The organism is Pseudomonas sp. WS 5411 (genome assembly GCF_012985595.1).
In the GTDB taxonomy this organism is placed as follows: domain Bacteria; phylum Pseudomonadota; class Gammaproteobacteria; order Pseudomonadales; family Pseudomonadaceae; genus Aquipseudomonas; species Aquipseudomonas shahriarae.
Map to the genome: position 1 here is coordinate 230922 of NZ_JAARMC010000006.1, position 14641 is coordinate 245562.

The window sequence follows — 14641 nt, forward strand, 5'->3', positions numbered from 1 at the left end:
AAGCCCGCTCCCACATTTTGATCCGCGCACTCTTCAGGATAGGTAGCCGTCAGCACGCAGCAAGGTTTCCAGGCAGTGCTCACTGATCTGATAAAACGCCTTCAATTCCCGGATCTTCTCCAGCAACTGCGTGTTATCCGCAGGCTCCGCACGTTTGACCGCCAAAATCATCTTGTTCTTGTTGGTGTGGTCCAGGGAGATGAACTCAAAGACCTTGGTCTCATACCCACAGGCTTCCAGGAACAAGGCGCGCAAGCTGTCGGTGACCATTTCTGCCTGCTGGCCCAGGTGCAGGCCGTATTGCAGCATCGGTTTGAGCAGCGCCGGGCTCTGGATCTGCAAGCGGATCTGTTTGTGGCAGCACGGCGAGCACATGATGATCGACGCCCCGGAGCGGATGCCGGTGTGGATTGCGTAGTCGGTGGCGATGTCGCAGGCATGCAGGGCGATCATCACGTCCAGCTCGCTGGGCGCCACGCTGCGCACGTCACCGCACTTGAACACTAGCCCCGGGTGGTCCAGGCGGGCGGCGGCGTTGTTGCACAGGGTCACCATGTCTTCGCGCAACTCCACACCCGTCACCTGGCCTTCGGCCTTGAGGGTGTTGCGCAGGTAGTCGTGGATGGCGAAGGTCAGGTAGCCCTTGCCCGAACCAAAGTCCGCGACACGTACCGGCCGGTCCAGTTGCAAGGGGGATGAGGTCAGCGCATGGCTGAACACTTCGATGAACTTGTTGATCTGCTTCCACTTGCGCGACATCGCCGGGATCAGCTCGTGCTTGGCGTTGGTCACGCCCAGGTCGGCGAGAAATGGCCGGCTGAGGTCAAGGAAGCGGTTTTTCTCGCGGTTGTGCTCGGCCGACGGCGCCTCACGCAGCTGCTGGGGCTTGCTTTTGAACAGCGAGCTTTTGTTCTTCTTGCTGTATTCCAGCTGTGCCTCATCGGTCAACGCCAGCAGGTGCGCGTTCTTGAACGAGGCCGGCAGCAGCTCGGCAATCATCGCGACCCCATCGGCCAGGGCGAAGTTCTTGGTGATGTCACGGGTCTTGTAGCGATAGACAAAGGACAGGCAGGCCTGCTCCTTGACCGTCACTGGCTTGATGATCAGGCGCTGCAGGTCCGCCTCGTCGCCCACGTACTTGGCCAGCACCAGCTTGATAAAGGCGTTCTGCTCAAGGCTTGCGCGCAGCAGTTCGATGAACTGGGCGTGATGATCCGGCGCGGGGCTGGCAGGTTTAGCGGTGACAGACATGAACAAAAACGCCTCGGGCTGGGAATGCCGGGCATTTTAGGGGGGATGGGGGCTCAGGGCACGGAGTTATTTGCCCAACGGTCAGCGCAATTCAAAATGTCGCTTGTGTAGGAGCCAGCTCCCACACAAGCCAACTCCCACAGGTTATTTCAGGACGACCAAGCGGTTGGGCAGTTCATTGCGCGTGTGCGTCTGCGGCACATGCACCTTGAGCAGTTCGCCACAGGCCTCAATGCACGTGATAAACCCGCTCAACGTCTGCCCCTGTTTCACCTGCTGGGTAAACGTCTTGACGATGGCATCCCAACTGCTGTCATCCAGCCGTTTGGAAATGCCGTCATCCACCAGGATCTCCACGTAACGCTCGGCCTCGCTGACAAAAATCAACACCCCGGTGCTACCCAGGGTGTGGTGCAGGTTTTGCTCCAGGAACTGCCGGCGTGCCAGGTTTGACGCGCGCCAATGCCGTACCGAACGCGGGATCAGGCGGGTGGTGATGGCCGGCAGGCGGAACACCAGGCACAGCACAATGAAGGTCGCCCATTGCGCCAGCAACAAGGTGTGCATGGTCAGCCAGCCCGACAGGTAATGCACGATCCCCGGCACCACCAACGCCACCACACTGGCCCACAACAGCGGGATATAGGCGTAGTCGTCGGCGCGGGCGGCGAGTACGGTCACCAGTTCGGCATCGGTCTGTTGCTCGACCCTGGCAATCGCTTCGGCCACCTGGCGCTGCTCGTGTTCTGTCAGTAAAGCCATGGTTGTAGATGCTCTTTAGTTATTGTCATTACCAGCCACCCGAAGCCCCGCCGCCGCCGAAACCACCGCCGCCGCCCCGGAAACCGCCGCCACCACCACCGCCACCGCCACGCCCGCTGCTGCTGAGAATCGCCAGCAGGATGGCGCCCACCGGCAGCCCCATGCGGTTGCACAGCCACAGTACCACCAGCAACAGGATGAACAGACCGATGGAAAATACCGGGTTGTCCTTGGCGAAATTGGGATCCGCCACATGGGCCGGCACGGCCAACGGCTCACCGCCAACCACCTGGATCATGGCGGCCACGCCGTCGCTGATGCCCTGGGTGAAATTGCCCGCCTTGAACTTGGGCGCGATCACCTGGTTGATGATCACCCACGACTGCGCATCGGTGAGCACGCCTTCCAGGCCGTAGCCCACTTCGATGCGCAACTGACGCTCGTCCCGGGCCACGATCAACAGCGCGCCGTTGTCCTTGCCCTTCTGGCCGATGCCCCAGTGCCGGCCCAGTTGATAACCGAAGTCTTCAATGGGCAGGCCTTGCAGGTCGGGCACCGTGACGACCACTATCTGGTCGCCACGGGTTTGCTCCAGCGCCTGCAATTGCTGGTTCAGTTGCGTGCGCACCGCCGGGTCAATCATCTGCGCGTTGTCGACCACCCGCCCGGTCAGCGCCGGAAAGTCCGGGGCCGCCTGGGCAGTCAGGCTAAAGGCCAGCAGCAGCGCCGCCAGCCACCAAGCACGCCGGGTCATCAGAATTTCACTTGCGGCGCTTTATCGGCATCGGCACTGGTGGCCTCGAAGTTGGCGCGTACTGGCAAGTCGCTGTACATCACGCTGTGCCACAGGCGGCCAGGGAAGGTACGGATCTCGGTGTTGAAGGCCTGCACCGCGGCGATAAAGTCACGACGGGCCACGCTGATGCGGTTTTCGGTGCCTTCAAGCTGGGATTGCAGGGCCAGGAAGTTCTGGTTGGCCTTGAGGTCCGGATAGCGCTCGGACACCACCATCAGGCGGCTGAGGGCTCCGCTCAGGCCTTCCTGGGCCTGCTGGAATTGCTTGAGTTTTTCCGGGTTGTCGAGGGTGCTGGCATCGACCTGGATCGAGGTGGCCTTGGCCCGCGCTTCGATCACGGCGGTGAGGGTGTCCTGCTCATGGGCCGCATAGCCCTTGACCACTTCCACCAGGTTGGGGATCAGGTCGGCACGCCGCTGATACTGGTTCTGCACCTGGGCCCAGGCCGCCTTGACCTGTTCGTCCAGGGTCGGGATCTTGTTGATGCCGCAACCGCTCAGCACGCTGCTGATCAGTAGCAGGGCGGCGGCTTTCCAGCCCCATCGAATAGTCTGTGCTGCTTGCATGGTGTGTCTCCTGACCAACCTTATGGAATTTGACGACTGACCCTATACATCACGCGCTTGGGGCATAATCCGCCACTACTGGATTACAGCGAGCCAATCAGCTAAAAGATGCCCTTCTTTATGGATAGTTCATAAAGAGCTGAGAAGTGTGCGGTATTTATCCACACAACACCCGAACAACAATAGTCGCTCCCCACATTTTGGCCGAGCAGTGTTTTACCTGAACGCTGCGCAGTACGCCGAAAAAGGATATTCATGAAAAAGCTGTGTTTGCTGGGCCTTGTTGCCACTCTGGCCAGTCACTCCGTCGTTGCCGAGACCAAGCCCGCTGCGCTTAAAGACAAGGACGCGTTCGTCAGCGACCTGCTCCGGCAGATGACCCTGGATGAAAAGATCGGCCAGTTGCGCCTGATCAGCATCGGCCCGGAAATGCCCCGCGAGATGATCCGCAAGGAAATCGCCGCCGGGCGCATTGGTGGCACGTTCAACTCCATCACCCGCCCGGAAAACCGTCCGATGCAGGACGCGGCCATGCGCAGCCGCTTGAAGATCCCGATGTTCTTCGCCTATGACGTGATCCACGGCCACCGCACCATTTTCCCGATCAGCCTGGCCCTGGCCTCGAGCTGGGACATGGACGCCATCGGCCGCTCCGGGCGCATTGCCGCCAAGGAAGCCGCCGCCGACAGCCTCGACATCACCTTCGCGCCGATGGTCGATATTTCCCGCGACGCGCGCTGGGGTCGGACCTCCGAAGGCTTTGGCGAAGACACCTACCTGGTGTCGCGCATCAGCGAAGTGATGGTCAAGGCCTTCCAGGGCCCGAGCCCGGCCCAGGCCGACAGCATCATGGCCAGCGTCAAGCACTTCGCCCTGTACGGCGCAGTGGAAGGCGGTCGCGACTACAACGTGGTCGACATGAGCCCGGTCAAGATGTACCAGGACTACCTGCCGCCCTACCACGCCGCCATCAAGGCCGGCGCTGGCGGCGTGATGGTGGCGCTGAACTCGATCAACGGCGTGCCTGCTACCGCCAACACCTGGCTGATGAACGACCTGCTGCGCAAGGAGTGGGGCTTCAAGGGCCTGACGGTGAGCGACCACGGCGCGATCTTCGAGCTGATCAAGCACGGCGTGGCCAAGGACGGTCGCGAAGCGGCCAAGCTGGCGATCAAGGCCGGCATCGACATGAGCATGAACGACCAGCTCTACGGCAAGGAACTGCCAGGGCTGCTCAAGTCCGGCGAGATCGAGCAGAGCGATATCGACAACGCCGTACGTGAAGTGCTCGGTGCCAAGTACGACATGGGCCTGTTTGCCGACCCGTACCTGCGTATCGGCAAGGCCGAGGATGATCCGGCCGACACCTATGCCGAAAGCCGCCTGCACCGCAGCGAAGCGCGCGATATCGCGCGGCGCAGCCTGGTGTTGCTGAAAAACCAGAACGACACCCTGCCGCTGAAGAAATCCGCGACCATCGCCCTGGTCGGCCCGCTGGCCAAGGCCCCCATCGACATGATGGGCAGTTGGGCCGCCGCCGGTAAGCCCGCGCAATCGGTAACCCTGCTGGACGGCATGAACGCGGTGATCGGCGAAAAGGGCAAGCTGATCTACGCCCGTGGCGCCAACATCACCAGCGACAAGGCGGTGGTGGACTACCTGAACTTCCTCAACTTCGATGCCCCGGAAGTGGTGGATGACCCGCGCTCGGCCCAGGTGCTGATTGACGAAGCGGTCAAGGCCGCGAAAAACGCCGATGTGGTGGTAGCCGCCGTGGGTGAATCCCGTGGCATGTCCCACGAATCATCGAGCCGTACCGACCTGAACATCCCGCAAAGCCAGCGCGACCTGATCAAGGCCCTGAAAGCCACGGGCAAGCCGCTGGTGCTGGTGTTGATGAACGGCCGACCACTGTCGATCCTCGAAGAGCACCAGCAAGCCGACGCGATCCTGGAAACCTGGTTCGCCGGCACCGAAGGCGGCAACGCGATTGCCGACGTGCTGTTTGGTGACTACAACCCGTCGGGCAAGCTGCCGATCACCTTCCCACGCTCCGTGGGGCAGATTCCGACCTACTACAACCACCTGACCATTGGCCGGCCGTTCACCCCGGGCAAACCGGGCAACTACACCTCGCAGTACTTCGACGACACCACAGGCCCCCTGTACCCGTTCGGTTATGGCCTGAGCTACACCCGCTTCAGCCTGTCGGACATGGCGCTGTCGTCCACCACCCTGAACAAGACCGGCAAGCTCGACGCCAGCGTCACCCTGAAAAACACCGGCAAAGTTGACGGTGAAACCGTGGTGCAGTTGTACATTCAGGACGTGGCTGGCTCGATGATCCGCCCGATCAAGGAGCTGAAGAACTTCCAGAAGATCCTGCTCAAGGCCGGCGAATCGAAGGTGGTGCACTTCAGCATTACCGAGGATGACTTGAAGTTCTACAACACCCAGCTCAAGTTCGCCGCCGAACCTGGCCAGTTCAATGTGCAGATCGGCCTGGACTCCCAGGATGTGCAGCAGCAGAGCTTTGAACTGCTCTGACTTGAAGCAATAAACACGGTCAATGTAGGAGCTGGCCTTGCCTGCGATGGCAGCACCTCGGTGTAACTGATAGACCGAGGTGCCTGCATCGCAGGCAAGCCAGCTCCTACAGTTGATTGCGGTGTGTTCCCTACCCTCTTCGATCCAGCAGATTGACCACCAACCGGTCAATCCACCCCCACACCCGCTGCTTCACCCGCCGCCACAATGGCCGGGCCTTCCACGCCTCAAGGCTGACCGCCTGGCTCTGGGCAAAATCGCGCTCAAAACTGCCCGCCACCGCCAGCGTCAACGCCGGGTCCAATGCTTCCAGATTGGCTTCCAGGTTGAAACGCAGGTTCCAGTGATCGAAATTGCACGAGCCAATGCTCACCCAGTCGTCCACCAGCACCATCTTCAGGTGCAGGAAACACGGCTGGTACTCAAAGATTTTCACCCCCGACTTGAGCAGGCGCGGGTAGTAGCGGTGCCCGGCGTAACGCACCGAGGGGTGGTCGGTGCGCGGCCCGGTCAGCAGCAGGCGCACGTCCACACCACGCCCTGCCGCACGGCGCAGGGCCCGACGCACGCCCCAAGTGGGCAAGAAGTACGGCGTGGCCAGCCAGATACGGTGCTGGCCGTTGTTCAAGGCGCGGATCAGCGATTGCAAAATGTCCCGGTGTTGCCCGGCGTCGGCATACGCCACTCGCCCCAGGCCCGGCCCGGTCGCTGGCACCTTGGGCAGGCGTGGCAAACCAAAATGCGTGGCCGGCTTCCAGGCCCGGCGGTGGTCGTTGACCCGCCATTGCCTGTCGAACAGGGCCTGCCAGTCCTGCACCAGCGGGCCGCTGATTTGCACCATCACTTCGTGCCAGTCGCAGGTGTCCTGGCCAGGGGTCCAGAACTCGTCGGTGACCCCGGTACCGCCCACCACGGCGATAGTCTGGTCGACCAACAGCAGCTTGCGATGGTCGCGGTAGAGGTTGCGCATCCCGCGGCGCCAGCGCAGCGGATTGTAGAACCGCAATTGCACCCCGGCCTCGATCAGGCGGCGCCGCAGGCTGAGGGTAAACGCCAGGCTGCCGTAGTCATCGAACAGGCAACGCACCTGCACCCCACGCTCGGCCGCCTGCACCAGGGCCTGGACCATCGCCTCGGCGCAGGCGCCCGCCTCCACCAGATACAGCTCAAGCTCCACCTGGTGTTCGGCACGGGCAATCGCCACGAGCATCTGCGGGAAAAAATTCGGGCCGTCGATCAGCAATTCATAGCGGTTGGCGCTGCGCCAGGGGAACACCGCGCCACTCATGTCAGCGCGCCGTGAAAATCAGCACCGCACCTACCGGCACCGACAGGCTGATCGCGTCCAGGCCGGCAGCCTTGCGCAGGGTCTCGACACCGGTGAGCAAATCAAAATCCTTGGCGTGCAGCACCAGCGGCTCCAGGGTCACCACCTGGAAACGCCGGTCATCCAGGCGCGTGGCCAGCAGCTCGGCGTTGTAGGTCTGGGTCTTGCCGTGCAGGGTGACGGACAGCGGCAGGCGCAACTCCAGTTGCGCGCCGGTGGCCAGATCGTTGATCGGCTGCAGATTGATTTGCGCGTTGATCTGCGCATCAGGGTAGGTCTTGATCTGGAACAGGTCGTTGCGCATGCGCTCGTCACGCAGCGGGATGCCACTGTTGATCGACTCCAACTCGACTTCCAACTGCGCGGCACCTTTCTCGTCGACCTTGCCATGCAGCACCAGAAAGCGCTGGACTTCGGAAACATCGGTGTTTTTGGTGGTGACGAACGACAGCCGTGAGGATTCGTTATCCAGATACCAGGCGGCCTGTGCGGGCAGGGAGGCAGTGGCCAGCAGCAAGAGAGCCAGGGGTTTGAGGAGGGATGTGTTGAACATTAAACACTCGCGCGGAGAAAAACCTGCCTGAACATTAACTGGCCGGCTTGCTGCACGCAATGTAAGGGAGACAGCAATGTATATCCCCCTCAGCCCAACGCATGCTGTACCCCGCGCACAGTCGCCTCCAGGCTGGCCAGATGCAAACTCAACACCCGCTCCACCGGCGCCTGGTGCATCGGCCAGTGCAACGCCATGCTCCCCACCAACCGGCCATTGGCCCGCACCGGCAGGGCCACCGCGCGGATCAGGAACGGCAAGCGCACCGGATACTCCCAGTACCCCTCGGTACGCTGGCCAAACCCCTGGTGCTGGGATTGCTCACAGGCGCGGTACTGGTCGTCGGCCGGCACATGTTCGCGGCTGGCCAGGCGCTCTACTTCATCAGAAGCCAACTCGGCCAGGCACGCCTTGCCCATGGCCGAGTGGAACAAACTGGCATGCTGGCCGACGATCTGGCAGTTGTTCGGGTACAGCTTGCGCAGCACCGTGGGGATCGCGCTTTCCATGACTTCCAGGCGTTCGCCGTCAAAGTTCGACAAATCCGCCACCAGCCCGGTGCGTTCGCTGAGTTCCAGCAGCCAGGGCGCCGCGCATTCCACCAGGCGGCGCTTGAACCGTTGCTGGGTATCGCCAAACAAACGCTGGGCACTGATGCGATAACGCCGGTCGCTCAGGCCGCGATAGATCCAGCCCTGCTCCTGCAAGGTCAGCAGCATGCGCGACACCGTGGCCTTGGGCAGGCGCGTCAGGTAATGCAGCTCCTCAAGCCCCAGGGCCTGGTGCTCACCGAGCAACTCGATGATGGCCAGTGCCCGCTCCACTGAGCGCACAGTACCTGTGTCGGCGTTGCTGCCCATGGCTGATCTCCCGGTTGCTGATGGATGATCGAATTTCACAGCAAGATACAGGCCGATACCCGCTCAGGCGTTCGCCCGCAGGCATTGCGGAGGGCGACGCTGCACCCAGCGCGTCAGTTGTTCATGGGCATACGCCAGTTGCAGCACGGCGCGATCCGCCTGGGCCGGGCCGATGATCTGCAAGCCCATGGGTAAGCCACGGGGGTTGAAGCCCACCGGCACACTCATGCTCGGCAGGCCGGCCAGTGTGGGGCCGATCACCACCTCCATCCAGCGATGATAGGTGTCCATGGTTTGCCCCCCGACGACGCGTGGCCAGGGCTGTTGTGCATCGAAAGGGAACACTTGTGCGCTGGGCAGCAGCAGAAAATCGTAACGTTCGAACAACCTGGCCAAGGCGCGATACCAGTCGCTGCGCGCCAGCGACGCCTGATACACATCCGCCGCGCTCAGGCCCAGGCCGCCCTCGACTTCCCACTGCGCTTCAGGCTTGAGCAACGCACGTTTATGGGGGGCGGCATAGGCCGCCCCCAGCGTGCCCTGCACCAGCCAATGGCGATGGACCAGCCAGGTTTGCCACAGGCGCGCCATGGAAAAGTCCGGCTGGCAGCTTTCTACCTCGCACCCCAGCGCGCCGAAATCGCCGAGGGCTGACTCACACAGGCCCAGCACGCCGTCGTCCATCGGCAGATAGCCGTTGTAGTCCCCCAGCCAACCCAGGCGTGCGCCGTTGAAATCACGGGCCAACGACGTGCCGAACACGCCGGGATCGTCTTTGAGCGACAACGGCACCCGCGGGTCATAACCGGCCTGGACGCTCAACAGCCGCGCCACGTCCGCCACACTGCGCCCCATCGGGCCTTCGGTGGCCAGTTGCTGGACAAACACCTCCGGCGCCGGGCCATGGGGTACGCGGCCCTGGGAAGGACGCAGGCCGAACACGTTGTTGAACGCCGCCGGGTTGCGCAGCGAACCCATCATGTCGCTGCCATCGGCCACCGGTAGCATACGCAGCGCCAGGGCCACCGCCGCCCCGCCGCTGCTGCCGCCCGCGACCAAGGTCGGGTCATAGGCATTGCCGGTGGTGCCGAACACGCTGTTGTAGGTCTGCGACCCCAGGCCGAACTCTGGCACGTTGCTCTTGCCGATGATAATCGCGCCACTGGCACGCACCCGCGCCACGACGATCGCGTCTTCACTGGGAATCTGCTCCGCGAACAGGGGCGAGCCCAGGGTGGTGCGCAGGCCCTGGGTCGCCGCCAGATCCTTGATGGCCTGGGGCATGCCGTGCATCCAGCCACGGGAGCGGCCCTGGTCCAGCTCAAGGTCACAGGCACGGGCTTCGGCCAGCACATCGGCTTCGTCGCGCAACGACACCAGGGCATTGACCGAGGGGTTGAAGCGCGCGATCTGCGCCAGATAGGCCTGCATCACTTCGTGGCAGGACACCTGCCGTGCATGGATCGCCCGGGACAGCTCGAGCGCATCCAGTTCAACGATGTTCAAGGTTTCACCCCCTTGGCAAAGCGCGCCGGCGCTGCAGCCCTCGGCGCTTCATGCATGCAGTAAGTGCCCAGCAGCGTCAGGACGCAAGCGAACAGCACATAAAACGCCGGGGCCACCGGTGTGCCCAACTCTTTGCTCAACCAGGTGACGATCAGCGGGGCAAAACCGCCGAACACCATCACCGCCACGTTATAGGCCACCGACACACCGGTGGAACGCACCTCGATGGGAAACTGCTCGGCCAGGGCGGTCGGCGCCGGGCCGAAGAAGCCGCCGATGGCGGTGCACAGCATCACTTGCATCACCAACAAACGCTCGATGGACGGCGCCGCCGCGACCCACACATACAGCGGGTAAACCATCACAAAGAACGCCAGGGTAAAGCCCATCAACACCGGTCGCCGGCCCAGGCGATCCGAGAGCAGGCCGGACAAGGGAATGACCACGGTCATCAGCGCTACGGCAAACATCTGCACCATCAATACCTGGTCCAGGGGCAGGCCGAGGTTCTTGTGGGCGAAGGTCGGCATATTCACCAGCACCACGTAGAACGACACCGTCGCACCGCACGCCAGGCCCATGCTCACCAGGATGCTGCGCCGATGCTCACGCAACACTGTCATCAGGCTCGGCGCCGGGCCGGTGGCCTGTTTGCGCGCTTCGATAAACTCCTCGGGGTCTTCCATGTGCCGACGAATCCACAAGCCCACCGGGCCAATCAGCAAGCCGAATACAAACGGTAGGCGCCAGCCCCACAGGTCGAGGGTCTGCGGGGAAAAGAAGTGAGTGACCAATGCCACCATCGCCGCGCCGCCAAACACCGCCAGGCACTGCCCGACCAATTGCCAGGAGCCGTAAAGGCCTTTGCGATGAGCCGGTGCGCTTTCCACCAGGAACGCCGTGGCGCTGGCATATTCGCCGCCGGTAGCAAAGCCCTGGAGCATCCGCGCCACTACGATCAGCAGCGGTGCGCCCATGCCGATGGCGGCGTAGTTGGGCGCAAACACGATCAGTGCGATGGACACGGTCATCAAGCGGATAATCAACTGCATGGCGGCCTTGCGGCCTTTGCGGTCGGCGTACATGCCGAGCAGGATGCCGCCCACCGGGCGCATAAAGAAGCCCACGCCGAAGGTGGCCAGGGCCATCAGCAGCGATGCGTACTCATCGTCCGAGGGGAAGAACTGCCGGGCGATGATGCTGGCCAGAAAGCCATAGACGATGAAGTCGTACCACTCCAGCGCGTTGCCGACCACCGCCGCTACCACTTGCCGGGTGCGGGACACACCTTTTATTGAAGTCTGCATGAGAACACTCCATTCAACCTGTTGAGGAAAGGTCCAGCGGCAGGAAAAAGGCAGGTGGTCAGGCCGGCTTGAGCCAGCTCTCGGCCAGGGCGCCCCAATAGGCGGCGCCGGTCAGCAGGATCTCGTCGTTGAAGTCATAGGCCGGGTTGTGGACCATCGGCCGCGACACGCCGTTGCCGATAAACAGGTAGCTGCCGGGGCAGCGTTGGAGCATCCAGGCGAAGTCTTCGCTGCCCATCAACTTGGGCGTATTGGCGTCGACCGCCGCTTCACCGAGCAAGGCAATGCCGACCTGGCGGGCGAACTCGGTTTCGTCGGCATGGTTGACCAGCACCGGGTAGGCCGGGCGGTGTTCGATCTGTGCGGTACAGCCAAAGCTGGCGGCCTGGGTCTGGATGATTGCCTTGACCCGCTCCAGCATCTGCTCGCGTACCGGCGCATTGAGGGCACGCAGGCTCAGGCGCAGGATGGCCTGCTGAGGAATCACGTTGGCGGCCTGCCCCGCTTGCAGGGCGCCGACCGTGACTACCGCAGCTTCCTGGGCATTGATATTGCGCGCGACCACCGTCTGCAAAGCCATCACCGTACTGGCGGCGGCCACCAACGGGTCCACGGTCAGGTGCGGCATGGAACCGTGGCCGCCGACGCCTTCGAGGGTCACGGTGAGCAGGTCCTGGGAAGCCATCATCGGCCCGGTCCGCAAGCCCAGGTGGCCGGCGGGCAGGCCGGGCATATTGTGCATGCCGAACAGCGCGTCGCAGGGGAAGCGCTCCAGCAAGCCATCGGCGAGCATCGCTTCGGCGCCGCCCTGGCCTTCTTCGGCCGGCTGGAAAATCAGGTTGAGGGTACCGTCGAACTGACGCGTCGCCGCCAGGTAGCGCGCGGCGCCCAGTAGCATGGCGGTGTGACCGTCGTGACCGCAGGCATGCATGCAGCCGGCATGCTGGCTGCTGTAGGCGACGCCGGTGTTTTCGATAATCGGCAAGGCATCCATATCGGCCCGGATCCCCAGGGTGCGTGGGCTGCTGCCATTGCGCAGCACGCCGACCACGCCGGTGTGGCCGATGCCGGTATGGACCTCGAAGCCCCAGTCCTTCAGGGATTGGGCGACCAGGGCCGAGGTGCGGTTTTCTTCAAACCCCAGTTCAGGGTGGGCGTGGATGTCCTGGCGCACGGCGTGCAGGTCGCTGGCGACATCGCTCAGCCAATCCAGGATGTGCTGGTGTGGGCGCATGGTGACTCTCCTCGCAGGCGGGTGTTCCCGTTCTTTCTTGTGGCACCGCCACAGATAACCGCGATGGGCGTGCGAGGACAATCAAAGGTGGTTCCACCCTGTGGAACCTCAGGGCAGCAGGCGGCAACCCTGGCGTTCACCCAGCCATTGGGCGCTGTGGCTGCGGCCCAGGCCGCTGGCGGTGACCAGGCGCGTTTGCGGATGATCGGCAAAGGCGCTGGTGGGAACGTATTGCTTCACATACCCCAGGCAATAGTCAGCAGGATTGCCCGCCACATACCGACACGAGCAATACTCCTTGGCCGTATACGCCGCGATGATGTCGGGGAAGGCTTGCAGGTTGACGCGCTCGTGCCAGATCCAACCCAGCAAGGCGAGCAACAGCAGGAGAAACAGGCTGATAAACGGGCGACGACGGATCATGGTTGCACCGCCGCGAGCACGCGTTTGAGCAGTTCGTTGTGGCGATAGCTGCCGTCGCGGTCATCGCCGTAGCGCACGATCACCAGTTGTGCCTCGGGCAACACATACAACGCCTGGCCCCAGTGCCCCAAGGCTGCGAAGGCATCGTCGGGCGCATCCGGCCAGGGCCGGGCAGCGCCCTGCACGTGGCGGTTGAGCCACCAGTGGCCGCCGGGTACCGCCTCGTCCTGGCCCGCGATGTACTGCGCCAGGGGTTGGCGATTGAAATCGACCCAGGCCTTGGGCAGCAATTGCCGCTCACCCCAACGCCCGTCCCGCGCCATCAACAAGCCAATCCGTGCCAGATCGCGGGCAGTCATATAGGCATAGGATGAGGCGACAAAGGTTTCATTGGCGTCGCTTTCCCAGCTGGCACTGCGAATGCCCAAGGGCGTGAACAGCGCGGTCCACGGGTAATCGACATAAGCCTTATGGCCAAGCATGCCCTTGAGGGCAGCAGACAATAGATTGCTGTCACCGCTGGAGTAGCGGAATGCCTGGCCAGGTGCGGCGAAGGGGCTGGTATCAGCGGCAAACTCCGCCATATCAGCGCGGCCACGGGTGTAGAGCATGGCCACCACCGAGGATTTCAGCGGCGCGTATTCGTAGTCTTCCTGCCAGTCCAGGCCCGAGGCCCAATTGAGCAGGTGCCCCAGGGTAATGGTCGGGTGCTGCTTCATCGGTGGATAAAAGCGTGCGGCCGGGTCGCTCAGTTTGAAGCGGTTTTCGCCGTACGCCACGCCCAGGACGGTGGCCATCAGGCTTTTACTGATGGACCAGGTCAGGTGCGGCGTGGTGGCGGTGGTCGGTGCTGCATAGCGCTCATAAATGACTGCGCCATCGCGGATCACCAGCAATGCGTCGGTGCGGATGCCTTCGCGGGTGATGTCATTGCGCGCCGGGAACGCATAGTCCTCCAGCGCCTTGACGGCGGGACCGGCCAACTGCGGGCCCTGGGACCAATCCTTCGTCGGCCAGGTCTGGGCATGTGCGGTAGCGGTGAACAGCAGCAAGGCGACGGACAGCAGGCCTTTGACCATGGACAAGCACTCGGGGGCATTCAAGCCCGCGAGCCTAATGCAGATAAATGACGGTTTGGCGACAGGCCTGGGAACCACCACATAGCGCCTGTGGGAACGGGCTTGCCCGCGATGGCCATAGGTATCTACACAACTCTTTTATCTAGTGCTTATTGGGTTTGTGTACATATCCGTTGCTGTGGTCACGGCGGCTATTGGTTCCGCTCTTACAGCGGGTCACTTTTGGAAAAGAGCCCCAAAAGTAACCAAAAGGGCTCTTGCCCCACCACTCGGTGCCTCGCCTAGGCTCGGCATGCCCGCAGTCAGGCATTGCTCCGTGGGCCCGCCGCGATCGGCCATCCATGGCCGTGTCGCGGCTACCCCGGCATCCATGCCGGGGTGCCCACTGCGCAATACCTGCCTGCGGCCATCGTGGTTTAACGGGGCGCCT

13 protein-coding genes are annotated in these 14641 nt (G+C 62.8%); 1 reads left to right on the forward strand and 12 read right to left on the reverse strand.

From position 1 onward, the window contains the following. Nucleotides 1-33: 33 nt before the first annotated feature. From HBR93_RS12630 to HBR93_RS12645, 4 genes are all read right to left on the reverse strand, one after another. Entirely contained in the window at nt 34-1251 is a 1218-nt protein-coding gene (locus HBR93_RS12630; RefSeq protein WP_115127571.1) for an SAM-dependent methyltransferase, read from the reverse strand. Nucleotides 1252-1395: 144 nt separating this feature from the next. Beyond that, entirely contained in the window at nt 1396-2013 is a 618-nt protein-coding gene (locus HBR93_RS12635; RefSeq protein ID WP_057439769.1) for a TPM domain-containing protein, read from the reverse strand. Nucleotides 2014-2041: 28 nt separating this feature from the next. Then, nucleotides 2042-2767, reverse strand: a complete 726-nt coding sequence (locus HBR93_RS12640) for a YgcG family protein (protein WP_057439771.1) — start codon at nt 2765-2767, stop codon at nt 2042-2044. Then, nucleotides 2767-3375, reverse strand: coding sequence for a LemA family protein (locus HBR93_RS12645; protein ID WP_029297013.1), 609 nt, complete (start codon nt 3373-3375; stop codon nt 2767-2769). Before HBR93_RS12645 ends, HBR93_RS12640 begins: the two co-directional genes overlap by 1 nt. Nucleotides 3376-3630: 255 nt before the next feature. Here HBR93_RS12645 and bglX point away from each other — a divergent pair, with 255 nt between their 5' ends. Next, nucleotides 3631-5922 carry a beta-glucosidase BglX gene (bglX, locus tag HBR93_RS12650; protein WP_057439773.1) on the forward strand — a complete coding sequence of 764 codons (2292 nt, stop codon included), beginning with the start codon at nt 3631-3633 and terminating at the stop codon, nt 5920-5922. A 130-nt stretch (nt 5923-6052) separates the two neighbouring features. Here the strand turns inward: bglX and HBR93_RS12655 are convergent, their stop codons facing one another. The 8 genes from HBR93_RS12655 to HBR93_RS12690 all read right to left on the reverse strand — a co-directional run bounded on the left by HBR93_RS12655 (nt 6053) and on the right by HBR93_RS12690 (nt 14211). Beyond that, nucleotides 6053-7210, reverse strand: coding sequence for a phosphatidylserine/phosphatidylglycerophosphate/cardiolipin synthase family protein (locus tag HBR93_RS12655; protein WP_057958757.1), 1158 nt, complete (start codon nt 7208-7210; stop codon nt 6053-6055). A gap of 1 nt (nt 7211) precedes the next feature. Further along, entirely contained in the window at nt 7212-7802 is a 591-nt protein-coding gene (locus HBR93_RS12660; RefSeq protein WP_115127567.1) for a YceI family protein, read from the reverse strand. 89 nt (nt 7803-7891) lie between these two features. After that, nucleotides 7892-8662: an IclR family transcriptional regulator gene (locus tag HBR93_RS12665; protein WP_057439776.1), complete on the reverse strand. Its 771-nt coding sequence runs from the start codon at nt 8660-8662 to the stop codon at nt 7892-7894. Between the two features lie 63 nt (nt 8663-8725). Further along, the gene (locus HBR93_RS12670; protein WP_169960421.1) at nt 8726-10168 is read right to left on the reverse strand and encodes an amidase; all 1443 of its coding nucleotides are present in this window, start codon (nt 10166-10168) and stop codon (nt 8726-8728) included. Continuing rightward, nucleotides 10165-11475 carry a citrate-proton symporter gene (locus tag HBR93_RS12675; RefSeq protein ID WP_057439778.1) on the reverse strand — a complete coding sequence of 437 codons (1311 nt, stop codon included), beginning with the start codon at nt 11473-11475 and terminating at the stop codon, nt 10165-10167. The genes HBR93_RS12670 and HBR93_RS12675 overlap by 4 nt, the downstream gene beginning before the upstream one ends. A gap of 58 nt (nt 11476-11533) precedes the next feature. Continuing rightward, nucleotides 11534-12709: a M20 aminoacylase family protein gene (locus HBR93_RS12680; RefSeq protein WP_057439780.1), complete on the reverse strand. Its 1176-nt coding sequence runs from the start codon at nt 12707-12709 to the stop codon at nt 11534-11536. A gap of 108 nt (nt 12710-12817) precedes the next feature. Next, nucleotides 12818-13132 carry a hypothetical protein gene (locus tag HBR93_RS12685; protein ID WP_057439782.1) on the reverse strand — a complete coding sequence of 105 codons (315 nt, stop codon included), beginning with the start codon at nt 13130-13132 and terminating at the stop codon, nt 12818-12820. Next, on the reverse strand, nt 13129-14211 hold the full coding sequence (locus HBR93_RS12690) for a serine hydrolase (RefSeq protein WP_169960422.1): 1083 nt from the start codon (nt 14209-14211) through the stop codon (nt 13129-13131). Before HBR93_RS12690 ends, HBR93_RS12685 begins: the two co-directional genes overlap by 4 nt. Nucleotides 14212-14641 lie beyond the last annotated feature (430 nt).

Excerpts from the sequence above, each read along its gene's own strand:
- HBR93_RS12630 (WP_115127571.1), bottom strand. The coding sequence starts at position 1,251 with ATGTCTGTCACCGCTAAACCTGCCAGCCCCGCGCCGGATCATCACGCC.
- HBR93_RS12635 (WP_057439769.1), bottom strand. The coding sequence starts at position 2,013 with ATGGCTTTACTGACAGAACACGAGCAGCGCCAGGTGGCCGAAGCGATT.
- HBR93_RS12640 (WP_057439771.1), bottom strand. The coding sequence starts at position 2,767 with ATGACCCGGCGTGCTTGGTGGCTGGCGGCGCTGCTGCTGGCCTTTAGC.
- HBR93_RS12645 (WP_029297013.1), bottom strand. The coding sequence starts at position 3,375 with ATGCAAGCAGCACAGACTATTCGATGGGGCTGGAAAGCCGCCGCCCTG.
- bglX (WP_057439773.1), top strand. The coding sequence starts at position 3,631 with ATGAAAAAGCTGTGTTTGCTGGGCCTTGTTGCCACTCTGGCCAGTCAC.
- HBR93_RS12655 (WP_057958757.1), bottom strand. The coding sequence starts at position 7,210 with ATGAGTGGCGCGGTGTTCCCCTGGCGCAGCGCCAACCGCTATGAATTG.
- HBR93_RS12660 (WP_115127567.1), bottom strand. The coding sequence starts at position 7,802 with ATGTTCAACACATCCCTCCTCAAACCCCTGGCTCTCTTGCTGCTGGCC.
- HBR93_RS12665 (WP_057439776.1), bottom strand. The coding sequence starts at position 8,662 with ATGGGCAGCAACGCCGACACAGGTACTGTGCGCTCAGTGGAGCGGGCA.
- HBR93_RS12675 (WP_057439778.1), bottom strand. The coding sequence starts at position 11,475 with ATGCAGACTTCAATAAAAGGTGTGTCCCGCACCCGGCAAGTGGTAGCG.
- HBR93_RS12680 (WP_057439780.1), bottom strand. The coding sequence starts at position 12,709 with ATGCGCCCACACCAGCACATCCTGGATTGGCTGAGCGATGTCGCCAGC.
- HBR93_RS12685 (WP_057439782.1), bottom strand. The coding sequence starts at position 13,132 with ATGATCCGTCGTCGCCCGTTTATCAGCCTGTTTCTCCTGCTGTTGCTC.
- HBR93_RS12690 (WP_169960422.1), bottom strand. The coding sequence starts at position 14,211 with ATGGTCAAAGGCCTGCTGTCCGTCGCCTTGCTGCTGTTCACCGCTACC.